Consider the following 25,219-nt stretch of genomic DNA (forward strand, 5'->3'; position numbering starts at 1 on the left):
AATCAGTCCCTCTGTTGCAGCCGTAGGGAATCACGGCAAAAACCCAAAAGCCAGAGGGCTTTTTCAGCAGCCTGCTAGAGCCGGCTGAGCGCATGTGCGTACATTGCAAGCATGACGAAACCTGTGATGCTGGCGGCAATGAAAAGCGTGTCGGACAGTCGATCTCATTCCCGACTTCATTCCCGTTCTTGGGTACTTGGACGAACTGGTTGTCCTTCCCGTCGGAATTGCGCTTGCTGTACGCCTCATCCCGACGGACCTCATGGCTGAGTACAGGAGGGAAGCGGCGTCCCGCAAAGTGCGGCCGCGTAGCTTAATGGCAGCCCTCATAATCATTTTGATCTGGACGCTTGTTCTGTTCGTTCTGAGCTACTGCGTTTACCAGCATATCCGCTGATGGCGCTTTCCAGTCTCGAATGGGAATCGGCCGAGCGACCGCTCTCAACCCGACCGGGACGATAGCAGCCGGGATCATGCCGCACAGTCCAGGATGTCGACTCCCGTCCCTTGCTTGATAGGATTTGACTGCAGGCTATGGAATCTACAATCGCCGCGATGCCATTCATGCGAGAGGAAAAGGGGCCGAAAACCGGCCCAACGAGCTCGTCCGCTATTGACGGCGGTAAGGCCTTCGAGTTCCGCCCCGATCGATGACAGAGCGTCTCCAAGACGTCGCGAGGCCGCTGCCTTTCTTTTCGGAAGCTCACAGCTAGAGCGATTCCGGCTTTGACTGAATCGGAGGGGGATTGAACTAAGCCGCTGCTCGGGAGAGGTGAGTGTTTTGTGGCGCGGTCTCCTGACGGGATGTTGGGGTGTTGAGAACCAAGCCGTGACCAGGAGACCGACCGACGCCCCGGCAGCGGTGAACCGCTGCGCCGCCGCATGATCGACGACATGACGCTCCGCAATCTGTCTGCGTGCCGTGACAAGGTTCAGCCGGTATTTCGGCCGCTCGCCGGATCGACTGGGGATGGAGGATGTGCGCGCTTTCGAGGTGTACCTGGGCATCTCCCGGCCGGCGCTCAACCAGACGGTCTGCGCGCTGCAATTCTTTTACGGCGTGACGCTGGACCGGGCCGAGATCCCCGAGCGGATTGCCTATGCGCGCAGGCCGCGCAAGCTGCCGGCGATCTTGAGCGCCGACGCGTGTCGTGCAATTTCTCGAAGCGGTACCGTCGCTAAAGGCGCGTACGGCGCTGACGAACGCCTGTGCCGCAGGACTGCGTGGCTCGGAGACGGTGAGACTGAAGGTCGCCGACATCGACAGCCAGCGCATGGTGATTTAGGTCCGTCACGGCAAGGGCGCCAAGGATCGCACCGTGATGCGGTCGCCGCAGTTGCTTGGTATCCGGTGTACCTATTGGCGGCTGACGCGCCCGAGGAATTGGCTGTTTCCCGGACGGGGCGACAAGCCGATCGATGTGCAGGTGCTTTAGGCAGCCTGCCGTTCGGCGACCAGGGCGGTAGGATTGACCAAGCGGGTCAGCGTGCACACGCTGCGGCACAGCTTTGCTACCCATCTGCTCGGGGGCGACGTCGATATCCGCATCATCCAGGTACTGCTCGGGCACACCCACCTGTCGACGACGGCGCGCTACACGCAGGGTGGCGACAACTACGGTCTCGGTCCTTTTGATCTTCATCAAGAACATTGGCGCGCTGGCGATGATGATCCCCGCCGCGTTCCAGATGGCTCGCCGGTCAAAAGCTTCCCCTGCGTCTCTTCTCATGCCGGTGGCGTTTGGATCATTGCTTGGCGGGCTCACCACCCTGGTTTTTCCAGGTGATGCCGGGTATGCAGGCCGATGCTGCAGCACAAATTAACGCGATGATCAGCCGCGCGGTAAAACCGGCAAGAGACGTTGGGGTAGCAAAGCGGTAACAAAAGCGCCTTTTGATCGACATGCTGTGATACGGAAAGAGACATTGATTCAAGATTTTGGAAGAGATACATGCCCGTTGGCATGTCCGGACTTCAAATCCGGGGAGGAGCCGATAGACGGTCTTTGGTGGGTTCAACCCCACTCTCTTCCGCCATTCTCGATCGAAATGCATGTCGCCCAAAAGTGTGCAGCCGTTTTGGGACATGCATAAAACAAGAACCTAAGGCGCAACGCGCTTTTTCCGCGACGACACGCAAAACGGTCTTGACGCCGCGGCGATATCGGGCACTATTTGCGCCATTCACCAGGGGGGTCCCGGCAAGGGGCTGAGATACTGCTGGAGCGCGCAGTGACCCGTTGAACCTGATCCAGTTCATACTGGCGTAGGGACGGTGCGGACGTGCGACAGCCAGGATTCCGATTTCCCGCGATCCCTCGGCGATGCGTCTTTTCATCCTTCCGGCTTCAGAACTGGGTCTCCAACGCGCAAACTTTGGAGCCTCAAGATGAATCTACACAAGCCTCTCCCCGCGACGCCATCGGTCACGCAGGGCCCCCTTCCCGCATCGAAAAAGGTCTACAAGCCGGGCGAGATCCACTCAGGCATCCGCGTGCCGATGCGCGAGATCGCGCTGCATCCGACGTCCGGCGAGCCGCCGGTCACCGTCTATGATTCGTCCGGCCCCTACACGCTCGAAAATGCCGATATCCGGATTGACGCGGGCCTGCCGCGCCTTCGCCGCGACTGGATCCTCGCGCGCGGCGATGTCGAGAGCTATGGGGGCCGCGCGGTCAAGGCCGAGGACAACGGCTTTGCGACCGGCGACCGGCTGACGCCCGAGTTTCCGGTTCGTCACCAGCCGCTTCGGGCGAAGCCGGGCCGAGCCGTCACCCAGCTTGCCTATGCGCGGGCCGGCATCATCACGCCGGAGATGGAATTCATCGCCATCCGCGAAAACCTCGGCCGCAAGACTGCGAAGGAGGCACTGGCGCGCGACGGCGAGAGCTTCGGCGCCTCGGTGCCCGACTTCGTCACGCCGGAATTCGTAAGGCAGGAGGTCGCCGCGGGACGGGCAATCATCCCCGCCAATATCAACCATCCGGAATCCGAGCCGATGATCATCGGCCGGAATTTCCTGGTGAAGATCAACGCCAATATCGGCAATTCCGCCGTCACCTCGTCGATGGCCGAGGAGGTCGAGAAGATGGTCTGGGCGACACGCTGGGGCGCCGACACGGTCATGGACCTTTCGACCGGCCGCAACATCCACAATATCCGCGAATGGATCATCCGCAATTCGCCGGTGCCGATCGGCACGGTGCCGCTCTACCAGGCGCTGGAGAAGGTCAACGGCATCGCCGAGGATCTTAGCTGGGAGGTCTTCCGCGACACGCTGATCGAGCAGGCCGAGCAGGGCGTCGACTATTTCACCATCCATGCGGGCGTCAGGCTGCACTACATCCCGCTCACCGTCGACCGCGTCACCGGCATCGTCTCGCGCGGCGGCTCGATCATGGCGAAGTGGTGCCTGCACCACCACCGCGAGAGCTTCCTCTACGAGCATTTCAAGGAGATCTGCGACATCTGCCGCGCCTACGACGTCTCCTTCTCGCTCGGCGACGGCCTGCGCCCCGGCTCGATCGCCGACGCCAACGACGCCGCGCAATTTGCCGAACTCGAGACGCTGGGCGAATTGACGAAGATCGCCTGGGCGAAGGACTGCCAGGTGATGATCGAGGGCCCCGGCCATGTGCCGATGCACAAGATCAAGGAGAACATGGACAAGCAGCTCGCCGTCTGCGGCGAAGCGCCCTTCTATACGCTCGGGCCGCTGACGACCGATATTGCGCCGGGCTACGACCACATCACCTCCGGCATCGGCGCGGCAATGATCGGCTGGTTCGGCACGGCCATGCTCTGCTACGTGACTCCGAAGGAGCATCTCGGGCTCCCCGACCGCAACGACGTCAAGGTGGGGGTCATCACCTACAAGATCGCCGCCCATGCGGCCGACCTCGCCAAGGGCCATCCGGCCGCCCGCATCCGCGACGACGCGCTTTCCCGCGCCCGCTTCGAGTTCCGCTGGGAGGACCAGTTCAACCTTTCGCTTGATCCGGAGACGGCGCGCAATTTCCACGACGAGACGCTGCCGAAGGAAGCGCACAAGGTCGCGCATTTCTGCTCCATGTGCGGCCCGAAATTCTGTTCGATGCGGATTTCGCACGACATCCGCGCCGAGGCCCAGAAGGAGGGACTCGAAGCCATGGCGGCGAAATACCGCGAAGGCGGCGACCTCTACATGCCGGTCGGCGAAGCCTCGCAAGCGCAGGCGGGAGAGTGAGATGACGGTGCTGATCAAGGGAGCCGGCGTTGCCGGCCTCGCGGCCGCCTTCGAGCTCAGCCGCCGCGGTATCGCGGTGGAGGTGGTCGACGCGGCGGAGACCGTCGGGGGCGGCGCGTCCAGCTATGCCGGCGGCATGATCGCACCCTATTGCGAACGCGAGGCGGCAGACGAAGCGGTCCTGGCGCTCGGGCTTTCCGCCGCCGACTGGTGGGCGGAAGCCGTCCCCGGCGAAATCTTCCGTCGGGGCACGTTGGTGATCGCGGCGGGACGGGACAGTGGCGAGCTCGACCGTTTTGCCGCCCGCACCCGCGGTTACGAACGGGTGGGCGGCAATGCGATCGGAAAACTCGAACCGGACCTTGCGGGCCGCTTCGATCGCGCCCTGTTCTTTGCGGAAGAGGCCCATCTCGATCCGCGAAAGGCGATGGCCGGGCTTTACGAGAGGCTCGTCGAGAGCGGCGTCCGTTTTCATCTCGGGGGTGCTGATTCTCCCTCCGAGGCATCCTTCTCCACCGTGGTCGAATGCACGGGTGCCGCGGCGATCGCCGCCACGCCCGGCCTTCGCGGCGTGCGCGGCGAGATGCTCTTTCTGGAAACCGCCGAGATCAGCCTTTCGAGGCCCGTCCGCCTGCTGCATCCGCGCCACCCCCTCTATATCGTGCCGCGCGAGAACAATCGTTTCATGGTCGGCGCGACCATGATCGAAACTGATGACGACGGGCCGATCACCGCCCGCTCGGTCATGGAGTTCCTGAACGCTGCATACGCCGTGCATCCCGCCTTCGGCGAGGCGCGCGTCGTGGAGATGGGCGTCGGCGTCCGGCCGGCCTTCGCCGACAACCTGCCCCGTGTCCTCGACCGCGACGACGGCTTCGCGATCGCGGGCATGTACCGGCACGGCTTCTTGCTTGCCCCCGCCATGGCGCGGCAGCTCGCAGAACGGCTCTGCGGAGCGAAGCACCCGCCCCTCTTCTCCCATCCATCTTTCCGAAAGGAGGCGATCCAATGACATACATCGTCAACGGCGAGACGGTGGAGAGCGCCGCGGCGACGCTCTCCGAGCTGCTCTCGGCGCTCGACTACGAGGGCGACTGGCTGGCGACGGCCGTCAACGGCGAACTGGTGCACCGCGAGGCGCGCAACGCCGTCCGGCTTTCCGACGGCGACCGCATCGAGGTGCTCTCGCCGATGCAGGGAGGTTGAGCGATGCCGATCTTCTACGGCACCGAAGTCCGCTCGCGGCTCTTCCTCGGGACGGCGCGCTACCCCTCGCCGGCCGTTCTCGCCGAGGCGGTGCGCCAATCCGGTACCGATATCGTCACGGTCTCGCTTCGGCGCGAGACCGCCGGCGGCCGTTCGGGCGGCGCCTTCTTCGAACTCATCCGTGAACTCGGCGTGCGCGTGCTGCCGAACACCGCCGGCTGCCATTCCGTATCGGAGGCGGTGCTGACGGCGAAGATGGCGCGCGAGGTCTTTTCGACGAACTGGATCAAGCTCGAGGTGATCGGCCACCAGGACACGCTGCAGCCGGACGTCTTCGGCCTCGTCGAGGCGGCCTGCATCCTCGCCGGCGAGGGCTTCGAGGTCTTCCCCTATACGACCGACGACCTCGTCGTCGCAGAACGGCTCGTCGAGGCCGGCTGCAAGGTGCTGATGCCCTGGTGCGCGCCGATCGGCAGCGCCATGGGGCCGCAGAACGTTCCGGCCTTGCGCGCGATGCGCGCCCATTTTCCCGACGTGCCGCTGATCGTCGACGCCGGCATCGGCCGCCCGTCGCATGCGGCAACGGTCATGGAGCTCGGCTACGACGCGGTCCTGCTCAACACCGCCGTTGCCGGCGCCGCGAGCCCTGCCGCCATGGCCGCAGCCTTCGCGAAGGCGATCGAGGCCGGCCATGCGGCCTGCCATGCCGGCATGTTGGAGCCGCGCGACATGGCCGTCCCCTCTACCCCGGTCATTGGAAAGGCGGTGTTCACGTGAAGCTCGACCCCTTCTATCTCATCGTCGACAGCGCGGAATGGATCGAGCGCCTAGTGCCGCTCGGCGTTAAACTGGTGCAGCTCAGGATCAAGGATCGGAACGAGGCGGACATCCGCGGCCAAATCCGGCTCGCCAAGGCGGTCTGCGCCGCCCATCGCTGCCAGCTGATCGTCAACGACTACTGGCGGCTTGCAATCGCGGAATGCTGCGACTTCGTCCATCTCGGCCAGGAGGACCTGGCGGAGGCTGACCTCGCCGCAATCCGGGCGGGCGGGCTGAAGCTCGGGGTCAGCACCCATGACGAGGCGGAACTCGATGCGGCGCTCGCCGCCGAGCCGGACTATGTCGCGCTCGGGCCGGTCTATCCGACGATCCTCAAGAAGATGAAATGGGCGCCGCAGGGGCTGGAGCGGCTCTCCGCCTGGCATGCGCGCGTCGCCCCGCTGCCGCTCGTTGCCATCGGCGGGCTCAACCCGGACCGGATCGAAGGCGTTTTCGCCCACGGCGCCGACAGCGCCGCGGTCGTCACCGACATCACGTTGAACGCCGATCCGGAGGGAAGGACGAAGGAATGGATTCGCAGGACCGCGGCGTGGCGATGAAGGAAGTCTGACCGGTGGCATAGGACAGAGTCGCCTATGAGATTGCGACGATCTCGAGCTCCTGGTCGCCGACGCTCACGACGTCGCCGACCGCTTTGCCCATCAGCATCCTTGCGACCGGAGACACATAGGAAATCGATCCGGCCTTCGGATCGGCTTCGTCCTCTCCGACGATGCGATACGTCTGCACCCGCCCGTCGTCACGGCTGAAGGTGACCGTGCTCCCAAAGGCAACGGCATCGGCGGACGTCGGGTGAGGAACGACCTGGGCCGTGCGAACCCTTTCGGCGAAGTAGCGCAGATCGCGCAACGGGCCTGCTGCTTGCCGCCGCCGCTCGTTCACGTCTTCGATCGCGCTTGTGGCGTCATAGGCCTCGCGCGCGCTTTGGAGCTGCAATTCCAAGGCCTTCAAGCCCGCTTCCGTCACCAGGTTCGGATGGGGTGAAATCGGGCGGTCCGGCAGCAGGGTTTCCGCAGCGGTTTCGGCACTTTCTTCCTTGACGAAGGCGACGCTCAATTTCCCGAACTCCGTTCCGATGCGCCATTGGCCCCGGGCGAGAGCACACCGCCCGAACGCCAAGGCTCCTTTGGCGCGTCCGATGGGACACGCTTCACCGTAGCACTTATGGTTCGCTCGGACAAAACCTGGGCCGGATGCGGGCGGAAAACCGCACATTTTCCACATCCGGCCAGATTCAATGGGTCACGCCATCAAAGATGCCGACCCGAGGACGGGCAGCACTCCTCGAGTGCCGCAAGTCTCACTCTTCCGCCGGACCGTAGAGGCCGAGCTCATCGAGCAGGGCCCGCTGCCGGTCGACGCTTTCGACCAGCAGGCCGGTATAACGATCGGTGATCCGGCCGCGATGACCCGGATCGGAGACGGCAGCGAGCGCCCCGAGGACCGCAGCGACCTTTTCCGCGGTCTGCCGCAACTCTTCGAGAAGTTCCGCCTTGCCGCCGAGCTCCGAGACCGCCTGCTTCGTCACCCGGCCGATGCCGGCGGGCGTGCGGCTGCCGGCCGGCGCGTAACCCTCCGGCAGCTCCCCCTTGAGATTGGTGACCGACCTGAAGCGGATGACGTCGAAGATCTGGTCCACCGCCTGCTTCGCACCCGTCACGCGCGACGGATGGTCGGTGTCGGCGGCCGCGTGCGGCAGCAGCTCGAGCTTGCCCTTGTGGCGTTCGTGAAGCGGCAGGTAGGGAACCATCGGCCCGCTGAGCTTGCCGGTCGCGGCGTCCTTGAAGAGGTCGGCGTCGATCGCCGCATGTGCGATCTTGCCGGACGACAGCGCCGCGTCGAGTGCGGCGACGTCGACGACCTCGCCGCGGTCGTAGTTGACGAGCACCGCGCCGTCGTTCATCGCGCCGAGCACCTTGGCGTCGACGGTTCCGGCGTTGGAATAGACGCCGGTCGACGCATCCAGTCGACCGAGACCGATATGGATGGAGAGCACGTCGGCACCGGTCGCCGCCGCGATCGGACTTGCGGCATAGTCGAAGCCTTCCGCCTCGATCCAGCGCTTGTGATGCTCGCGGGCATAGATCGCCACCTTCATGCCGAAGGCCTTGGCGAGCTTGGCGACTTCGCGGCCGATATTGCCGTAGCCGAGAATGGCGATCTTCCGGCCCTCGAGCTTGGCGGTCGGGAAATCCTTGAGCTGGCGGCCGGTGTCGAAGTCGCCCTCGACCACCATGCGATGAAGCCGGTCGACCGGCAGGTCGGGCACGACCTTCAGGATCGCCTTCATCGCCATCTGGGCCGTCGCCCGGCTGTTGATGCCCGGCGTGTTCATCAGCGGTGCTTCGCCGCCCTCGCCGTTGCCGCCGCCCCAGGAGGCCGAGCCCATATTGCCCGTGCCGGCGCCGATGCGCACGCCGCCGAGCGGGAAGACGGAAGCCTTCGGAATGAAGGTCGCCGCCGCGATCAGCGCGTCGTACTGGCCCTTGTCGGTCTGCGGCAGGATCTCGGCTTGGGTGCTGAGGTTCGGCTGGTAGAAGAAATGGATGCGGCCCTTCTCGAGCGCGGAGCGGTTGCCGAGCGGCCCGACATGGAAGACGCCGCCCTTTTCCTCGATATAGGCCTGGACCTCGCTATAGTCCGGCTGGCCGTCGGCGCCGAAGCGCAGGCCGACCAGATCGGCGATCAGCACGGTATAGGCGCGCTGCGGATCGTCCTTGCGGACCGGCCCCTCGGCCTTGGCCGGGGCCTCGAATGTGACGCCCTGCTTCGCCAGTTCCTCTTCGAGGACGACGATCTTGGCGCGCAGATAGGCGTATTGCAGGTTTTCCAGAAGCGCGACGACATCCTCCGGCTCACGGATGCCGCCGACCCAGGCGCGGTAGTCGCCGGGCGTGCCCGGGAAGGCGTTGACGTAGCGGGCGGCGTCGAGGCCGGGCTCGTATTCGCCATTCGGATGGGTAATGCCCTCATAGCCGAGCAGTTGCTTCGAGCGGGCGATGATGCGGGCGTGGATGCCCGGATCGGTGATGCCCTCGTCCTCGACCTTCAGGAGCGTCACCGCCGCGCCGCGCCGCTCGGGATCCGTGACGGTCAGCGACAGAAGCGGATTGGACGCGACCCACTCGTCGATCACCTTGCGGTTCTTGGCAGAGCGGCGGTTGAGGTCGACGACCGATCCGACCCGGGCCTCCGACTGCAGAAGCCCGAAGGTGGTCTCGGCAAAGGCGAGCGCGCTGTAGGTGTTGATGACGCCGCCGAGCATGCGGTCTTCGGCGGCATCGTAGAACGGGCCGGCATCGACGGAGCGCTTGGCCGAAAACGGCTGCCGGGGATCGACCGGCGGCGCGATCTTCAGCTGGCGCGGGATCGCCCAGGCGGGATCCTGCTGGTTCTTCTCGATCAACGCCAGCGCATGCGGCGTGAAGGAGGCGACGAAATAGCCCGACACCCCGCCGATCGCCTTCTGGAACGGCATGAACAGGCAGCACTTCGCCATCACGGCGGAAACCAGTTCGGGCTCCCACGGCATGGCGCCGAGCATCGAGGTGGCATCGAACACCGCGTGGCGATTTACCGGGTCGCCATCGATCCAGCTCAGGAGCTCGCGGATCTCGCGGCTGGTATAGGCATTGGCGCCGGTCGTCTCGTGGCCGACACCGACGAAGATCGAGACGCCGAGGGAGGAGAGCTCCGCCGCCGTCGGGATCACGCCTTCGGAGGCGGCGAAATGGATGCGGCTCTCGCAGCCCTTCTCGGCGAAGCGCTGCATTTCGATGAGCTGGGTCGCCCAGGACTGGCGGAAGAAGCCGGCGGCTTTCGACGGATCGCTCTCCGGCCGCGGCGTGTCGACATAGATGCGCTGGGCGGCATCGTTGGCGTTCATCAGGTGCTGGACGCAGACGGTGAAGCCGCTGTGGCCGCCGCCGAGCCCCACCGCCATGCGGTTCGTCTTCGGAAAGCCGAAATAGCGATGGATCGCCCGCATCATGTCGGTCAGGATTTTGTCGGCCGGATAGCCGCGATGCATGCTGCGGGAGATCTCGGCTGTGGTGAAGCCGCCGATGTCGTTGCCCTTGTCGTCGAACTTGCGATAGGTCTTCTCGATCCAGGCGTCGAAGGCGATGCGGCGCAGGCGGCTGTCGACCTCGTCGGTGGTCGCATCGGTGATCGGGCCGACGCCGAAGAACGGGTTGGACGGGCGCCTCGGCGCACCCGATCCGGTCAGTTCGAGTGCCTTCAGTCGCTGTTCCTGCATCTGCGCGATATTCATCATGATCTGCCTATCTGTTGTCGAGGCGGGGGAAGTGCGCTGATAGTGGAGCGAACGCGTCAGAAAAAAGACTTCATATGCGGCGAACTGCACGCGGAATGCGTCATGGCGTACTTACAATCAAGGAGTGCTGCCGCGCTTATCTCCTGTTCGTTCGCGGCGGCGGAAGGGTTTCGGAACGGGGAAGGCCGAGTCACACCACCTTCAGCCTCGTGGCGGCGCCCGCTTTCCCCGGAGCGTGATAGCGGATCGAGCACTCACCCGCCCCGTGATGGTCGATCGCCACATCCACCCGGAAGACCTCGCGGATGCGCTCCACCGTCAGCACCTCGCGCGGCGTGCCGAGTGCAATGAGGCGGCCCTTTTCGAGGATGGCGATCCGGTCGCAGAACATGGCCGCATGATTGAGATCGTGCAGCGCCGCCACCACCGTCAGGCCCTGGCGGCGCACGAGGTCGAGCAGGCCGAGCTGGTGGGCGATGTCGAGGTGATTGGTCGGCTCGTCCAGAAGCAGGATCTCCGGTTCCTGGGCGAGCGCCCGGGCGATGTGGAGCCGCTGCCGCTCGCCGCCCGAAAGAGCGTGCCAGCCACGATCGGCAAGATGCCTCATGCCGACGTTTTCGAGCGCGGCGTCGACGATCGCATCGTCGGCGGCCGACCATGGCGACAGCGCGCCGAGATAGGGCGTGCGCCCGAGCTCGACCGCCTGCCGGGCGGTGATGCGTTCGGTGGTCTCCGCCTGCTGCTCGACAAAGGCGAGGCGCCGGGCAACCTCGCGCCGGCTCAACCTGGCGATCGGCACGCCGTCGAGCAGTATCTCGCCCGTTTTCGGGCTGCGTATTCCCGCCAGAAGCGCCATCAGGCTCGTCTTGCCCGATCCATTCGGCCCGATTACGCCGAGGAATTCCCCGCGCCTGACGTCGACGCTCACTTCGCGCAGGATCGGCACGGCGCCGGCCGACCAGGACACATGTCTTGCGGAAAGCATCATGCCTGCGCCCTCCTTTGCCCGAGAAGAAATGCGAAAGCCGGAGCCCCGATCAGCGCCGTAATGACGCCGATCGGCAGCACTTGCCCGGCGATGAGGATTCGCGACAGGACGTCGGCGACGATCATGAAGACCGCCCCGATCAGAGCCGCCGCCGGCAAGAGAACGCCGTGACGAACGCCGACGAGCATGCGCGCGGCATGCGGAATGACGAGACCGACAAAGCCGATGGAGCCGACGATCGACACCATCGCAGCCGTCATCATTGCCGATGCGCCGACGAGAACGACGTAGGTCCGCCGAACCGGGATGCCCAGCGAAGCGGCCGAGTCGGCGCCGAAGGTGAAGGCGTCGAGCGCGCGGGCATGCCACAGGCAAACGCCAAGTCCGAGAACCGCCGCCGGTAGGGCCAGCGACACGTCCGGCCAGCGGATGCCCGAGAGATTGCCGAGCAGCCAGAACATGATGCCGCGCGCCTGCTCGGCGTTCGCTGCCTTGGTGACGATGAAGGAGGTCAGCGCGTTGAAGAGCTGCGAGCCTGCGACGCCGGCGAGAATGATCGCGGAACGTCCCCTGCCCGCCTTGGCGGCAAGCAGGCTGACGAGCGCGAAGGCGAGGACCGCGCCGAGGAAGGCACCCGCGGGCAATGTCAGCAGACCGGAGCCAAGGCCGAGGATCGCCACGCCGACGGCGCCGGTCGAGGCGCCGGCGGAGATGCCGAGGATATAGGGATCGGCAAGCGGGTTGCGCAGCAGCGCCTGCAGCACCGCGCCCGAAAGCGCCAGCGCGGCGCCGCAGCATGCGGCGACGACGGCCCGGCTCAGGCGATAGTTCCAGACAATGCCCTCGTCGATGGGGTCGAGGGGATAACCCGCGCCCCATAAGCGGTTCGCCACCGTCCTGGCGACGACCTCGAGCGGAATCGAGGTCTCACCGACCGCCGCGCCCATCCAGAGCGCGGCGACGAGCAGCAGAAGGGCGGCACCCGCACGGCCGATGGAGGAGAAGCTGCGGCTCACTGGGTGAGCCCGGCCGCCGCCACCGCCTCCGCCAGCGCCTCGATCCCCTCGATTGTGCGGATCGTCGGGTTCATGGCCTGCGCGTCCATCTTGAAGACGTGGCCCTCCTTGACCGCCGGCATCAGGCTGGCGACCGGATCGGTCTTCAGGAATTCATGCTTGACGGCGATGTCGTCTGCCGGGAAGCGGCGACGTTCCATCCTGCCGGCGACGATCATCGTCGGATTGGCCTTGGCAATCGTTTCCCAGCCGACGGTCGGCCATTCCTCGTCGCTCTCGACGACGTTCCTGATCCCGAGCGCGGACATGATGTAGCCCGGGGCACCGTTTCGGCCGGCGACATAGGGATCAATGTCGAGCTCGGCGCTGGAGAACCAGAACACGGCCGAGAGCTTGCCGTTGGCAGAGGCGATCCGGGCACGGGCCGCTTCCTCGCGCTTCTTCAGGTCCGAGACAACCGCCTCCCCCCGATCCTGAACGTTGAAGATCTTCGCCAGGTCGCGGATCTCCTGGTAGATCAGGTCCATGGTGAAGACCTTGCGCCGCACGCCGTCGCCGCCGCCGGTATTGTCCTTGCCGATGCAGTCGGCCGGCGACGTATAGACCGGGATGCCGAGCTCATCGAACTGTTCCGGCTTGCCGACGATGCCTTCGGGTCCGACATGCCATTGGAACTGTACCGTGACGAGGTCCGGCTTCCGGGCGACGACGCTTTCGAAGCTCGGATCATTGTCGGCCAGCCGTTCCACCCTGGCGTTCGCCTCCTCGTAGCCCTTCAGCACCGGGCCGAGCCAAACGGCCGTGCCGACCATCTTGTCGGCGAGCCCCAGGAGATAGAGGATTTCCGTGCTGCTCTGGCCGATCGAGACGGCACGCGCGGGCGGCTTCTCGAAGGTGATGTCCCGGCCGCAGCTATTGATGGTCAATGGGTATTGCGTCTCTGCCGCGACGGCGTGGCCGCACAGGGCGCAGGCAAACAGGACGGTGGCAGAGAGGGTCGCGCGCAGCGACTTGCTCAGTAAAGCTTTCATGGAATTCCCCGACGGTGACTTGGGTGCCGCAGCAAGCGGCAGCGGATGGCCGAACGATTAGGCGTCCGGACAGGTCGAGCGATCGTCGCGGTCGGAAAGCTGCGGCGCCCTATGGCGCCGGAAAGCGTGGGTGGTGGTCATGACCTGCTCCTGTTTCGGGCATCCCCGCCCGTGACGATGGATCGATGCGTGACGGCAGGTCTCCTGGCTCGCGGATGAACGCCGTCCATCTGCCTTCCCATGCCGAAGCACAGTGGCATGGCGCCGTCGGCGCCACGAGGATGGACGGCAATCCGCTTACAGTTGCGGGGGCAGCCACGGGCTTGGTCCCTTATGGGTCGTCCTCACCGTGTTCCCTATTAATCCCCTCCGCCTCTTGGTCGGGGAACCGTCGGCGCCAGATAATAACCGATGACCGGCGCCGTCAAGCGCAAAGCGCGGTGCTCGGCGGCGGGCACAACGGACGCGGGCGCCGCTGCCCGCCGATCAAGCGGACCGGCCGAGCGCGGAAGCACGGAAGCCCTGCGGCGTGCTGGCGTAGCGCCGCCGGAACATCCGGCTGAGATGGGACGAATCGCAGAAGCCGCTTTCGGCTGCGATCATCGCGATCGACTTGTCGGTGTTTTCGAGCATGTGGCGCGCATGCAAGAGCCGCATTTCGATGAAGGCGCTGAGCGGCGAAGTTCCGAGTGCGTCCCTGAAATGACGTTCGAGGCATCGCTTGCCAACCTCCAGATGTCTCGCCACGTCCAAGACGGAGAGTGGCGCGTCCAGATTTTGCTGCATCAGCAGAAGCGCCTTCCTGACAAGCGGGTCCTTGGTGCGAAAGTCGAGCGTCAGTCCGGGCTGCGGCGCTCCCCCGTCCTCCGCCCCGCTTATCATCATGATGTTCAAGCTCTTGGTGGATTGGGCCTTGCCGATGTGCCTGTCGACGAGGAAGGCCGCAAGATGCGCCGTGCTGGTGCCCCCCGAGCAGGTCAGCCGGTCGCGGTCGACCACGAAGATCTGGTCGGATACAGGCTTGAGCCCGTCGAACTGCGAGAGAAAGTCCAGATGGTGGAACCAGCTCACGCAGCCGCGGTAGCCTTCCATCAAGCCGGCGCGATGGAGGATGAACGTGCCGGTGCAGAGGCCCACGAGCGGAACCCCGGCCTCGGCTGCCTGCTGCAGGAACGCCTCAACTTTCTCGTCACGCGTGTCCGTTTCGTCGATCAGGCCGCCGACCACGACGATGTAGTCGAAGAGCCTGGGGCTGGCGAACACCTCATGCGGCTGAACGGAAACGCCGCAGCTGGCGGTGATCGGCCGCAAATCGGGGGCAATCACTTTCCACCGGCATTGAATGGGCCGGCTGCGGTCGCCTTCATCCGCGGCGAGGCGCAACACGTCGACGAAGTTGGCGAAGGCGCAGAGCGTGAATCGCTGCACCAGAACGAATCCCACCGTGAGGCGCGCATTCTGCTCGCGCGGCACGCCCCTCGGGAAAACCTTGTTTGCGGCCATCCGCTGATGTCTCATTTCTACTCTCGATGTGACGCAATCATTCTTTTCAGAATTCTAATGGAGGTCAATACTCCGGCCGATTGGGAGAGAATGCGACGCGGCCAGGACGCGAGGCTGGTTCGGCCGCCGAGGGAGGTTGTGCATGAAAGTGGTGAGCGTCGAGCAGCGTCTGTTCGCATTCTACCTTGTGCCGGATTTCACGATGATGGCGTTCTCCTCGGCGATCGACGCCTTGCGTCTGGCAAACGCCGTCGTCGGTTACGAAGCCTATTCCTGGCGGGCCGTCTCTTCCGATGGCGCCAAAGTCCGTGCAAGCTGCGGCCTCACGCTTGAGGCCGACAATTCCGTCGCGGTCGAGCGCCAGCACCTCAACGGCCGGCTCCGCCCGTCGGTCGCCGTCATTTGCGGGGGAAAGCACATCGAGCGCCATGCCGATCGCGGCGCCGACGCATGGCTGCGCGAGTGTCGCAATCGCGGCGTCGCGGTCGCCGCCCTGTGCACCGGCGCCCATGTCCTGGCGCAAGCCGGGCTGCTCGATGACAGGAAATGCGCGATCCATTGGGAGAATCAACCCGGATTCATCGAGCGCTTTCCCGCGGTAAACGTCAGCACCGGAATCTACGAAGTCGACGGCAATATCTATACCTGCGCCGGCGGAGCCGCTTCCTTCGACATGATGCTCCACATCATCGGACGTGATTTCGGCGAGGATGTCGTGAGCGGCATATGCGAGCTCGCGCTCGTCGACCGCGTGCGTGATCCCGGGGAACGGCAGCGCCTTCCCTTCGCCCAGCGCGTCGGGGTCCAGGATCCGACCGTGATGAAGCTGGTCGAAAAGATGGAGAAGAGCCTGACCGAGCCCATGCAGGTGGAGGAGCTGACCGCTTCGATCGGCCTGTCCCGGCGCCAGGTCGAGCGGCTGTTCCGCAACGAGTTGCGCTGTTCGCCTGCACGCTACTACCTGAAGCTTCGCCTCGAGCGCGCCAGGCTGCTGTTGGTCCAGACATCGATTCCGGTCGTAGAGGTCGCCATCGCCTGCGGCTTCGTGTCGGCCTCCCACTTCTCCAAGTGCTACCGGGAGGCGTTCGGTTGTTCGCCGCAGGAAACCCGCGGCCGCGCCGTGAAAACGCCGGCCGCGCGTGCGGTCGCCTGTGCATCGGCGGCGTGATGCCAAAGACTTCGCCGCCCTTGGCGCAACAGGCGATCTCCTTTTCGCCAGGCCCCTCCCGCTGAAGCCCGATTGATCGTCCGGGTAGGGCGGACCTACCCATCCTTCCGCAACGCCACCCGCCCGGACCGCGGCGATGCCGCCCGTCCGGCACTCTTTTCTGCCGAAGCGAGTGTTGTGCGATCGCGCCCCGATGGGCAGCGTGGCAGCAGCGAAGGTCGCCTGTGAGCGCCACGACCATCCGACGAAAAAACCGGATGGGAGCCATTCAAGACCAATCGACCAGAAAGGGGAACCGATGCAACAATCGAGATCAAGTCACGTTGATCCGGCCGTGTTTCTGCCGGCCATGATCTTCATCCTGGGATTCGTCGGCTGGGGAACCCTTTCTCCGCAAAGCCTCGCGGCGATTTCGAAGGTGGTCCTCGATGCGATCATCGCCGATTTCGGCTGGGGCTTCGTCGTCTCCTCCGTCGGATTCCTGGCTTTCGCCCTGTTTCTGTCGGTGAGCCGCTTCGGCAGGATCCGGCTCGGGCAGGATGACGAGCGACCAGAGTTCCGGACGGCCTCGTGGGTCTGCATGATGTTCAGTGTCGGCATGGGAATAGGCCTCATGTTCTGGGGCGTCGCCGAGCCGACCTATCACTTTGCGAGCCCGCCGCACGGGGAAGCCGAACCGAGAAGCCTGGAAGCGGCCCTCATTGCCATGAAGTATTCCTACTTCCACTGGGCGCTGCATCCCTGGGCGATCTACGCGGTTGTGGGCCTGACGATCGCCTATTTCACCTTCCGGAAGGGAAAGTCGAACCTGATCTCCGCCGCTTTCACGCCGCTTCTCGGCGAGGCGGCGAGCGGGCCGATCGGCAGGGCGATCGACGTGCTGGCGATCATTGCCACCCTGTTCGGCACCGCCACTTCGCTCGGCCTTGGCGCTCAGCAGATCAACAGCGGCATGAACTTCCTCTGGTCGACGGGCGAGTCCAACACGATCGCGCTGACTATCATCGGCGTGATGACCCTCCTGTTCATCCTCTCGGCGGTATCGGGCGTCGGCAAGGGCATTCAGTTCCTGTCGAACATGAACATGATCGTCGCCCTTCTGCTGTTGCTGTTCCTCGTCTGCATCGGGCCGACGGTCTTTATATTCAACACGTTCACCGAATCGCTCGGGTTCTACCTCAGCGACATCGTCACCATGTCGTTCCGCACCGCCGCCTTCAGTGACGGCAAGTGGCTCGGCAGCTGGACGATCTTCTATTGGGCCTGGTGGGTCTCCTGGGCACCCTTCGTCGGCGTGTTCATCGCGCGCATTTCGCGCGGCCGCACGATCCGTGAATTCATCATCGGCGTGCTCTTCATTCCGAGCGGCGTCACCTTCATCTGGTTCACGATCATGGGCGGCACCGCGCTCCATTCCGAACTGTTCGGCGCCGGCGGGATCGTCGACGCGGTCAACAACAAGGGCGCAGCAGTCTCGCTCTTCGCCCTGCTCGCACAATATCCCTTCGCCTGGCTGACATCGTTGATCGCCATGTTCCTGGTCGCGATCTTCTTCATCTCGGGCGCGGACGCGGGCGCCGTCGTCATGGGCATGCTGTCGTCGCGCGGCACGCTCGAGCCCCGCCCCGGCGTCGTCGTCCTTTGGGGCGTGCTGGCGGGAGCCTCGGCCTCGGTGCTGCTCGTCATGGGCGGGCTCCAGGGTCTCCAGACCGCCTCGATCATCGCGGCCGCCCCCTTCCTGCTGGTCATGGTCGGGCTTTGCCTCTCGCTGTGGCACTCGCTGCTCGATGAACTCGAGGAGGGACATTCGCACCGGCCGGCGCTCGGATCCGCCATTGCGACAGCCGAAGACATCGCGATCGCTCCTGAAGCAGTGTCGTCATGAGGAACCCAAGGCCAAGCCATCGCATGTTTGCCTGAAGCCGGAATATGACCGGGCCGCGCGTTCAAAAGACGCGCGGCCCTTTAAGCATTTTGCAGTCAGGTGGAATCACCTGACGTGGCACAAATGCGGCAAAACAGACAGATAGAGCGGTGGCGCGAACGCATGTGAGCGCTTCCCGCTCTACTGTCTCTGTCGGCTTAAGCTGCTCGAACTCCCGGTAAAGGCCGGGGCGCTGGAATGCTTGCTCCTTCATATGCTTGAAGCGCGGGGGCCAGCCCGCGCTTCACTCCTACCACTCACTATGCCGGATAAGGGCGTTCAGGCCGCCTTCATGACGGACAGTACCTCCGCCACCGTCTCGCCGAACGAGGAGGGCGTCGGCACGATCGTGACGCCCGCGCTCTTCAGGATCTCGACCTTTTCCTGTGCCGATTCCCCGAAGGCCGAGATGATCGCGCCGGCATGGCCCATGCGGCGGCCCTTCGGCGCCGAGAGGCCGGCGATATAGGCGATCAGCGGCTTCTTCATGTGGTCGCGCGCCCAGAGGGCGGCCTCCGCCTCCTGCGGTCCGCCGATCTCGCCGATCATCAGCACCGCGTCGGTTCCCGGATCGTTCTCGAAAAGCTCGAGCATGTCCCTGAAGGATGAGCCGTTGACCGGGTCGCCGCCGATGCCGACCGAGGTCGACACGCCGATGCCGAGCGCCTTCATCTGGCTTGCGGCCTCGTAGCCGAGCGTGCCGGAGCGGCCGACGATGCCGATGCGGCCGGGCAGGTAGATCGACCCCGGCATGATGCCCATCATCGCCTCTCCGGGCGTGATCATGCCGGCGCAGTTCGGGCCGATCAGGGTCATGCGATCCTCGAAGCGGTAGCGCCGCATGTATCGCTTGACCCTGATCATGTCCTGGGAGGGGATGCCGTCGGTGATGCAGACGCAGAGCCGGATGCCGGCATCCGCCGCCTCCATGATCGAGTCGGCCGCAAAGGGCGGCGGCACGAAGACGATCGAGGCTTCCGCACCGGTCTCCTGCACGGCACCCTTCACCGTGTTGAAGACCGGCAGGCCGAGATGGGTCTGGCCGCCCTTGCCGGGGGTGACGCCGCCGACGACGTTGGTGCCGTAGCGCTCCATGTCCTCGGCATGGAAGCTGCCGATCTTGCCGGTGAAGCCCTGGACGATGACGCGGGTGTTCTTGTCGAGCAGAATGGACATGTCTCGCCTCCTTAATCAGCCTTGCCGGCGGTGAACGAACGCCAGGCGGCGACGGCCTTCTCGGCCGCTTCCGCCAGAGTTTCCGCAATGATGATGTTCTCGCCGGATTCGGCGAGGATGCGCCGGCCCTCTTCCATGTTGGTGCCGGAGAGCCGGACGACGAGCGGAACCGGCACGCCGACTTCGCGCAACGCCTTGATCACGCCCTCGGCCACCCAGTCGCAGCGGTTGATGCCGGCGAAGATGTTGACGAGGATCGTCTCGACTTGTCTGTCCGTGAGCACGGCGCGGAAGGATTTCGCCACCCGCTCGGGCGAGGCGCCGCCACCGATGTCGAGAAAGTTCGCCGGCTCGCCGCCGGCGATCTTGATCATGTCCATGGTGGCCATGGCGAGGCCGGCGCCGTTGATGATGCAGCCGATATTGCCGTCGAGGCCGACATAGGAGAGTCCACGGTCGGACGCGTAGGTTTCGCGCGGATCCTCCTGGCTCTTGTCGCGCATCTCGGAGATGTGCGGCCGGCGGAAGAGCGCGTTCTCGTCGAAGCTCATCTTGGCGTCGAGCGCCACCAGTCCGCCGCGACGGGTCACCACCAGCGGGTTGATCTCGAGCATCGAGGCGTCATAGTCGACGAAGGCGCGATAGCAGCCCATGATCGTCTGGGTGGCGCGGCCGATCAGGGCATTGTCGATGCCGAGCCCGAAGGCGATCTCGCGGGCCTGGAAGTCCTGCATGCCGACGCCCGGATCGACGGTCGCACGGATGATCGAGTCCGGCTCGGCCTCGGCGATCTCCTCGATCTCCATGCCGCCCGAAGACGAGGCGACGATCATGATGCGCTCGGATTTCCGGTCGAGGACGAAGCCGAGATAGATCTCGCGGGCGATATCCATCGCCTCCTCGACATAGAGACGGCTCACCAGTTTTCCCTGCGGCCCGGTCTGGTGCGTCACCAGCGTCCGGCCGAGCATGGCGTCTGCGGCCTCGACGATCTCGTGGTCGGACGCGCAGAGCTTGATGCCGCCGGCTTTGCCGCGGGCGCCGGAATGGATCTGCGCCTTGACGACCCATCGGTCGCCGCCGATCTCGCGGGCGCGATAGGCGGCCTGCTCGGGACTATAGGCGAGCCCCCCGCGCGGGATGTCGATCTCGTAGCGGGAGAGAAGTTCCTTGGCCTGGTATTCGTGAATGTCCATGAGGTCCTCCTTCAGCGGCGGCCGGCGGTGATTGCGTCATGGGTGGCGAGCACGTTGCGCGCCATGCGCTCCGAGGCAGCGTCGATCATCTTGCCGTCGAGCGAGGCCGCGCCCTTGCCCTGGCTCTCGGCGAGCTTCAGCGCCTCGATGATGCGGCGGGCGCGGTCGACCTCCTTTTCCGGCGGCGAGAAGATGTCGTTGGCGAGCGCGATCTGGCTCGGATGGATCGCCCACTTGCCTTCGATGCCGAGTGCCGCGGCACGGCGCGCAGCCGACTTGTAGCCGTCCGGATCGGAGAAATCGCCGAAGGGTCCGTCGATGGCGCGCAGGCCGTAGGCACGGCAGGCAACCGTCATCCGCGACAGGCCGAAATGCCACTGGTCGCCCGGGTAATCAGGGTTGAGCCCGCCGATATTAACGGTGCGGGCCTTGAGGCTCGCGGCATAGTCGGCAACGCCGAAATGCAGCGCTTCGAGCCGTCCGCCGAAGGATGCGATGGCCTCGACATTGGCCATGCCGAGCGCGGTCTCGATCAGCGCCTCGAGGCCGACGCGGGTCTTGTAGCCCCTGGCGATCTCTATCTGGTTGACCATCGCCTCGACCATGTAGAGGTCCGCCGGCACGCCGACCTTCGGCACGAGCAGCGTGTCGATGCGGTCGCCCGCCTGCTCCATGAGGTCGACGACGTCGCGGTACATGTAATGGGTGTCGAGGCCGTTGATGCGCACGGAGATGGTCTTGCCGCGGCCGCGCCAGTCGATCTCGTTCAGCGCGGCGACGATATTGGCGCGGGCCCGCTCCTTGTCCGGCGGCGCCACCGCATCCTCGATGTCGAGGAAGATGTAGTCGGCCTCGGAATTGGCGGCCTTCTCGATCATCTCGGGATTCGAGCCCGGAACCGCGAGTTCGCTGCGCTGCAGCCGCAGCCGCCGAAGATGGTTTATGGTGTGGCTCATCGATGCCCCTCCCCTCAGGCCGCCTTGGCGGTTGACGTCGTTGCGGCGGAGCGGAACTGCTTGATCGCGGCGCCGACGCCCGAGCCCGGCTCGACCGCCACGCCGCAGTCGAGCAGCGTCAGTTCGGCGGCCGAGAGCGCGCCGAGCACCATCACCTCGTTCAGCGATCCGAGGTGGCCGATGCGGAAGACCTTGCCGGCGACCTTGTTGAGCCCGCTGCCGAGCGAGGTGTTGTAGGCGCGGTAGGCATGGCGGATGACCTCGGCGCCATCAATGCCTTCCGGCAGGCGGATCGCCGACACCGTGTCGGAATACCACTTCGGCTCGGTCGCGCAGAGCTTGAGGCCCCAGGCGGAAACCGCGGCGCGGACGCCGTCCGCAAGGCGACGGTGGCGGGCGAAGATGTTTTCGAGGCCTTCCGCGAAGATCAGGTCGAGGGCAGCGCGCAGGCCGCGCAGGAGCTGTGTCGGCGGCGTATAGGGAAAATAGCCGGTGTCGTTGGTCTTGATCATGTCGTCGAAGGAGAAGTAGCAGCGCATGTGCCGCGCGGTCTTCGCCGCTTCCAGCGCCTTCTGGCTGACCGACAGGAAGCCGAGGCCGGCGGGCAGCATGAAGCCTTTCTGTGAACCGGAGACGGCGCAGTCGACGCCCCATTCGTCCTGTCTGAAGTCGATGGAGCCGATCGACGAGACGCCGTCGACGAAGAGCAGCGCCGGATGGCCGCAGGCATCGAGCGCCGCGCGAACGGCCGCGACGTCCGAGGTGACGCCGGTCGCCGTCTCGTTGTGCGTCACGAAGACGGCCTTGATCTCATGCGCCCTGTCGGCGGCGAGACGCTCGGCATAGAGCTCGACCGGCACGCCGGTGCCCCACTCCATGTCGAGGCAATCGACCGCGAAGCCGAGCCGCTCGGCCATGTCGACCCAGAGATGCGAGAACTGGCCGAAGCGGCTCATCAGCACCTTGTCGCCGGGCGAGAGCACGTTGGTCATCGCCGCCTCCCAGGCGCCGGTGCCCGAGGAGGGATAGACGAAGACGCGACCGTTCCCGTTCCGGAACACCTTCTTCAAGTCGGCGAAGAGCGGCAGCGTCAGCTCCGGGAAGAGCGGCGAGCGCATGTCTTCCATCGGCAGGTTCATCGCCTGGCGAACCTGTTCCGGAATGTTGGTGGGGCCGGGAATGAAGAGATGATTGTAGCCTGGCATGGTTCCTCCAATTGCTGCAGTGACCGGGGACGGGTTCTGATTGCCAGGCTTAAGCTGCCTTTCGGCCGATCGCCGCACAACACTCGCTCAGGCAGAAAGGATTGCCCGTTGGGCAGCGCGATTTTCGCCCGGACGGGTGGCGCTCGCGAGGACGGGTAGGCGACCCCCACCCGGATAGCCAGTTGTCGTGACGAGCGGACCGAGGGCTATTGATGCCCACAGGGCGTGCGTCTTTTCAGAGGCTACAGCGCACGGCACTTCTCTCCCTCATTCCTGTGCTTGTCACAGGAATCCAGCCAGCCCAAGTCCTTGGGCCGGAGAGACCCGCGCCGCGGCAGTCAGGCGGAGTCACCTGACGTCGCACAAATGCGGCAAAAACGAAGAGATAGAGCGGTGGCGCGAACGCATGTGAGCGCATCCCGCTTCAGGGCGACGCTTATGATTGAATGCGCCGGCGTTCCTTGGCGTAGATCGCGACCGCCATCGCCCGGTTGCGGACCTGGAGCTTGTCGTAGAGATTCTTGAGGTGATATTTCACGGTGTTTTCGGATATGCCGGTCCGCGCCGCGATCTGGGTATTGCTCCAGCCGTCGGCCAGCATGGAGAGAAGCTCGTTCTCGCGCGACGTGAGTTGCGAGAAGGGGGAATGCGGCACCTTCGCGAGAACGGTGTAAGGGATGCAGATGCGCCCTTTCATCACCGCGGTCAGCGTGGCGAAAAGGATCTCGGGATCTTCGAACTGGTAGCAAAGCCCGTTCACGCCCAGCCGGATCGTTTCACTGACGACGGCCGGGTTGTGGCTTTCGGCGAAGAGCACGATTTTCGGGTCGAAGCCGAGGCGCTCCAGATCGGCGAGGACATCCGGCGCCTCCGCGTCTGCCAGTTGCCAGCTCAGCAGCACGCAGTCCGCTCCGGTCGAGGCCAACGCCTCGCACAATTCCGCAGACGAACTGGCGGTGCCGACGATCGAGAACCGGGTGTTCTCAAAGAGCCCGCGCAGTGCTGCAACGACGAGCGGATTGCGCTCCGCTATCAGCACCCGGCCTGCGGCTTCCTGCGGTTCCAGTATCCCCATGCGCCATGTCCTCGGTTGACGCTGATAGACCCGATCTCAGCGGCGCAAACCTAACACTCCCTTTCCCGACCGCTTTTCCGACGTGCGACGAAACTTGGCTTATTCGCTCACCGGCCGGATGGCTGGCGAAGTCATGTGGAGGACAATCCTGAGCGGCCGTGACGGCAGCGATGCGCTGACCGCGGCGGCAACGCCCCTCATCGGAAGTGGCGGCGCCGATCGCCTTGCCGCACGGCGCTGTCGCCCGCGGGGATTTTGGCTTTTTTGGCTGATAGGGTGTCTTGTGCTCGCCGCTGTCCTCCTGGGCGACGTCCTGAATGCGGAGCCGATCAGTGGTTGGAGGTTAGCGAAGATTGGCGCCGCGCCAAGAAGGTTGCCCTGCGGCCGCTGTAATAGCGGCTCTCCAAACCCTTCGCCGTGGGCTTGAGGCGTACGATTTCGGCGAATCCGCAATACTCCAGCAGGCTTCTGACCGCGGTGCCGTTCGGGGCGAATTGGCAGAACTCGTCCGGCCTCCAGCGGGATGTACTGATGTTCTTCGCATCGGATGTCGTGGCCGAGACGCGGCGCATGTGCCACAACGGCCATCGGTCGAGGACCGGATTGATGAGCGGGACCTTCATCAGTGTCGTATCAACGACCAGAACATCGCCGGTCACCGCTGCGATGCGCTTCATGCTGAGGACCGGATTTTCCAGGTGATAAAGAATACCCAGGCAGAGCACGAGGTCGAATTTGCCGTGTATGGAAGGGTCGAGATTCAGGAGGTCGAACTGTTGAAACTTTACGTTTTGCAGGCCGGCCGCATCCTTCACGAAGTTCGCCTGTTCTATGTAATGAGGGTCGATATCGATACCGTAGACATATTCGGCCCCGGACCTTGCCGCTTGAACTGAAAAGCCGCCGCAATTGCAGGCGATATCGAGGACGCTCTTGCCCTTCAGTGAGCCTCCGCACGCGGTGAGAATGTCTTTCCAGGCGTGATCGAGGAAGGTTTGCAGCCTTGTGCGCTCCCGCGTCTGCCGGGACAACTCAGGAACGAATGTGCTGAGGCCGAAAGGCAGGTCGATAGCGTGATGGAAAGGCGCCAGGCGGCGAACTGCTGCCTCGATTTCAGCTTTACTTTGCGCGACGTGATGAGGAGCAGGCGTTCGAAGACGTACCATCGTCTCTCTCCAAATGTAATATCTGAAAATCTCGAGAGTAACTGTCGGAAACTACGACTAGTTTCGTCGTCCCTTCGCTCGGAAGGGACTGGGGCTCATTTGCCAAAACCTATTTCCGCCGGGTCGAAACGACCCTGGCAGTCAAAGCAACATGTATATCAAACGATATATATCGTTCCCCAAGACGGTGGCTCATGATTATGTCGGAACGGTGTCGAAAATGAGGTTCGGCAGACGATCTCGGCCGGGGTAAACCAGCCGCGGAACA

The 25,219-nt window shown here is 64.6% G+C and carries 19 protein-coding genes, 1 tRNA gene, 3 pseudogenes and 2 riboswitches; of the genes and pseudogenes, 11 read left to right on the top strand and 12 right to left on the bottom strand.

Annotated features, from left to right (window positions below):
* The first annotated feature begins 178 nt into the window (after window positions 1–178).
* The 9 genes and pseudogenes from ATB98_RS27695 to ATB98_RS02000 all read left to right on the top strand — a co-directional run bounded on the left by ATB98_RS27695 (window position 179) and on the right by ATB98_RS02000 (window position 6,810).
* A complete protein-coding gene (locus ATB98_RS27695; RefSeq protein WP_407695277.1) occupies window positions 179–397 on the top strand; it encodes a YkvA family protein in 219 nt (72 codons plus the stop codon).
* 485 nt (window positions 398–882) lie between these two features.
* A pseudogene (locus tag ATB98_RS30425) lies at window positions 883–1,604 on the top strand (tyrosine-type recombinase/integrase); the annotation flags it as partial.
* 16 nt (window positions 1,605–1,620) lie between these two features.
* Window positions 1,621–1,776, top strand: a pseudogene (locus ATB98_RS27705) (SLC13 family permease); the annotation flags it as partial.
* A gap of 165 nt (window positions 1,777–1,941) precedes the next feature.
* A tRNA-Sec gene (locus ATB98_RS28625) sits at window positions 1,942–2,037 on the top strand.
* Window positions 2,038–2,179: 142 nt separating this feature from the next.
* Window positions 2,180–2,291, top strand: a riboswitch (TPP riboswitch).
* Window positions 2,292–2,389: 98 nt separating this feature from the next.
* Window positions 2,390–4,225: a phosphomethylpyrimidine synthase ThiC gene (gene thiC, locus ATB98_RS01980; RefSeq protein WP_066868396.1), complete on the top strand. Its 1,836-nt coding sequence runs from the start codon at window positions 2,390–2,392 to the stop codon at window positions 4,223–4,225.
* Window position 4,226: 1 nt separating this feature from the next.
* Window positions 4,227–5,237: a glycine oxidase ThiO gene (gene thiO / locus ATB98_RS01985; RefSeq protein WP_066868398.1), complete on the top strand. Its 1,011-nt coding sequence runs from the start codon at window positions 4,227–4,229 to the stop codon at window positions 5,235–5,237.
* Complete coding sequence (thiS, locus tag ATB98_RS01990) at window positions 5,234–5,431, top strand: sulfur carrier protein ThiS (RefSeq protein ID WP_066868399.1); 198 nt, start codon at window positions 5,234–5,236, stop codon at window positions 5,429–5,431. The genes thiO and thiS overlap by 4 nt, the downstream gene beginning before the upstream one ends.
* A gap of 3 nt (window positions 5,432–5,434) precedes the next feature.
* Entirely contained in the window at window positions 5,435–6,208 is a 774-nt protein-coding gene (locus ATB98_RS01995) for a thiazole synthase (protein WP_066868407.1), read from the top strand.
* Window positions 6,205–6,810: a thiamine phosphate synthase gene (locus ATB98_RS02000; protein ID WP_066868409.1), complete on the top strand. Its 606-nt coding sequence runs from the start codon at window positions 6,205–6,207 to the stop codon at window positions 6,808–6,810. The genes ATB98_RS01995 and ATB98_RS02000 overlap by 4 nt, the downstream gene beginning before the upstream one ends.
* Window positions 6,811–6,844: 34 nt before the next feature.
* On the opposite strand, the gene greA is transcribed toward ATB98_RS02000, so the two are convergent.
* The 6 genes and pseudogenes from greA to ATB98_RS02030 form a co-directional block, all read right to left on the bottom strand.
* A complete protein-coding gene (greA, locus tag ATB98_RS02005; RefSeq protein ID WP_066868410.1) occupies window positions 6,845–7,327 on the bottom strand; it encodes a transcription elongation factor GreA in 483 nt (160 codons plus the stop codon).
* A gap of 244 nt (window positions 7,328–7,571) precedes the next feature.
* Window positions 7,572–10,547, bottom strand: a complete 2,976-nt coding sequence (locus ATB98_RS02010) for an NAD(P)-dependent oxidoreductase (protein ID WP_066868412.1) — start codon at window positions 10,545–10,547, stop codon at window positions 7,572–7,574.
* 190 nt (window positions 10,548–10,737) lie between these two features.
* Window positions 10,738–11,535: an ABC transporter ATP-binding protein gene (locus ATB98_RS02015; protein ID WP_066868421.1), complete on the bottom strand. Its 798-nt coding sequence runs from the start codon at window positions 11,533–11,535 to the stop codon at window positions 10,738–10,740.
* Window positions 11,532–12,551 carry a FecCD family ABC transporter permease gene (locus tag ATB98_RS02020; protein WP_066868423.1) on the bottom strand — a complete coding sequence of 340 codons (1,020 nt, stop codon included), beginning with the start codon at window positions 12,549–12,551 and terminating at the stop codon, window positions 11,532–11,534. Before ATB98_RS02020 ends, ATB98_RS02015 begins: the two co-directional genes overlap by 4 nt.
* Window positions 12,548–13,501: pseudogene (locus tag ATB98_RS02025) on the bottom strand (ABC transporter substrate-binding protein); the annotation flags it as partial. The pseudogene ATB98_RS02025 and the gene ATB98_RS02020, both read right to left, overlap by 4 nt.
* Before the next feature lie 258 nt (window positions 13,502–13,759).
* Window positions 13,760–13,990: riboswitch (cobalamin riboswitch) on the bottom strand.
* Window positions 13,991–14,068: 78 nt separating this feature from the next.
* Entirely contained in the window at window positions 14,069–15,085 is a 1,017-nt protein-coding gene (locus ATB98_RS02030) for a GlxA family transcriptional regulator (protein ID WP_066868425.1), read from the bottom strand.
* 142 nt (window positions 15,086–15,227) lie between these two features.
* Between ATB98_RS02030 and ATB98_RS02035 the strand changes: the two genes are divergently transcribed.
* Window positions 15,228–16,253: a GlxA family transcriptional regulator gene (locus ATB98_RS02035; protein ID WP_066868427.1), complete on the top strand. Its 1,026-nt coding sequence runs from the start codon at window positions 15,228–15,230 to the stop codon at window positions 16,251–16,253.
* A 298-nt stretch (window positions 16,254–16,551) separates the two neighbouring features.
* On the top strand, window positions 16,552–18,138 hold the full coding sequence (locus tag ATB98_RS02040) for a BCCT family transporter (protein ID WP_066868429.1): 1,587 nt from the start codon (window positions 16,552–16,554) through the stop codon (window positions 18,136–18,138).
* Between the two features lie 318 nt (window positions 18,139–18,456).
* On the opposite strand, the gene sucD is transcribed toward ATB98_RS02040, so the two are convergent.
* The 6 genes from sucD to ATB98_RS02070 form a co-directional block, all read right to left on the bottom strand.
* Window positions 18,457–19,353 (bottom strand): succinate--CoA ligase subunit alpha, encoded by an 897-nt coding sequence (sucD, locus tag ATB98_RS02045; RefSeq protein ID WP_066868431.1) that lies wholly within the window; start codon window positions 19,351–19,353, stop codon window positions 18,457–18,459.
* Window positions 19,354–19,364: 11 nt separating this feature from the next.
* Entirely contained in the window at window positions 19,365–20,549 is a 1,185-nt protein-coding gene (locus tag ATB98_RS02050) for a malate--CoA ligase subunit beta (protein ID WP_066868433.1), read from the bottom strand.
* Window positions 20,550–20,560: 11 nt separating this feature from the next.
* Entirely contained in the window at window positions 20,561–21,505 is a 945-nt protein-coding gene (locus tag ATB98_RS02055) for an HpcH/HpaI aldolase/citrate lyase family protein (protein WP_066868435.1), read from the bottom strand.
* A gap of 14 nt (window positions 21,506–21,519) precedes the next feature.
* On the bottom strand, window positions 21,520–22,710 hold the full coding sequence (locus tag ATB98_RS02060; protein WP_066868437.1) for an aminotransferase class V-fold PLP-dependent enzyme: 1,191 nt from the start codon (window positions 22,708–22,710) through the stop codon (window positions 21,520–21,522).
* Window positions 22,711–23,146: 436 nt separating this feature from the next.
* Complete coding sequence (locus ATB98_RS02065) at window positions 23,147–23,785, bottom strand: response regulator transcription factor (protein WP_066868438.1); 639 nt, start codon at window positions 23,783–23,785, stop codon at window positions 23,147–23,149.
* Between the two features lie 329 nt (window positions 23,786–24,114).
* Window positions 24,115–24,951 carry a class I SAM-dependent methyltransferase gene (locus tag ATB98_RS02070; RefSeq protein ID WP_066868441.1) on the bottom strand — a complete coding sequence of 279 codons (837 nt, stop codon included), beginning with the start codon at window positions 24,949–24,951 and terminating at the stop codon, window positions 24,115–24,117.
* Window positions 24,952–25,219: the final 268 nt, after the last annotated feature.

This window comes from Sinorhizobium saheli, from assembly GCF_001651875.1.
GTDB lineage: Bacteria > Pseudomonadota > Alphaproteobacteria > Rhizobiales > Rhizobiaceae > Sinorhizobium > Sinorhizobium saheli.

Excerpts from the sequence above, each read along its gene's own strand:
- ATB98_RS02030 (WP_066868425.1), bottom strand. The coding sequence starts at position 15,085 with ATGGCCGCAAACAAGGTTTTCCCGAGGGGCGTGCCGCGCGAGCAGAAT.
- ATB98_RS02055 (WP_066868435.1), bottom strand. The coding sequence starts at position 21,505 with ATGAGCCACACCATAAACCATCTTCGGCGGCTGCGGCTGCAGCGCAGC.
- ATB98_RS02035 (WP_066868427.1), top strand. The coding sequence starts at position 15,228 with ATGAAAGTGGTGAGCGTCGAGCAGCGTCTGTTCGCATTCTACCTTGTG.
- ATB98_RS02050 (WP_066868433.1), bottom strand. The coding sequence starts at position 20,549 with ATGGACATTCACGAATACCAGGCCAAGGAACTTCTCTCCCGCTACGAG.
- ATB98_RS02060 (WP_066868437.1), bottom strand. The coding sequence starts at position 22,710 with ATGCCAGGCTACAATCATCTCTTCATTCCCGGCCCCACCAACATTCCG.
- ATB98_RS02070 (WP_066868441.1), bottom strand. The coding sequence starts at position 24,951 with ATGGTACGTCTTCGAACGCCTGCTCCTCATCACGTCGCGCAAAGTAAA.
- ATB98_RS02040 (WP_066868429.1), top strand. The coding sequence starts at position 16,552 with ATGCAACAATCGAGATCAAGTCACGTTGATCCGGCCGTGTTTCTGCCG.
- thiC (WP_066868396.1), top strand. The coding sequence starts at position 2,390 with ATGAATCTACACAAGCCTCTCCCCGCGACGCCATCGGTCACGCAGGGC.
- ATB98_RS02065 (WP_066868438.1), bottom strand. The coding sequence starts at position 23,785 with ATGGGGATACTGGAACCGCAGGAAGCCGCAGGCCGGGTGCTGATAGCG.
- thiO (WP_066868398.1), top strand. The coding sequence starts at position 4,227 with ATGACGGTGCTGATCAAGGGAGCCGGCGTTGCCGGCCTCGCGGCCGCC.
- sucD (WP_066868431.1), bottom strand. The coding sequence starts at position 19,353 with ATGTCCATTCTGCTCGACAAGAACACCCGCGTCATCGTCCAGGGCTTC.
- ATB98_RS02010 (WP_066868412.1), bottom strand. The coding sequence starts at position 10,547 with ATGATGAATATCGCGCAGATGCAGGAACAGCGACTGAAGGCACTCGAA.
- ATB98_RS01995 (WP_066868407.1), top strand. The coding sequence starts at position 5,435 with ATGCCGATCTTCTACGGCACCGAAGTCCGCTCGCGGCTCTTCCTCGGG.
- ATB98_RS02015 (WP_066868421.1), bottom strand. The coding sequence starts at position 11,535 with ATGATGCTTTCCGCAAGACATGTGTCCTGGTCGGCCGGCGCCGTGCCG.
- thiS (WP_066868399.1), top strand. The coding sequence starts at position 5,234 with ATGACATACATCGTCAACGGCGAGACGGTGGAGAGCGCCGCGGCGACG.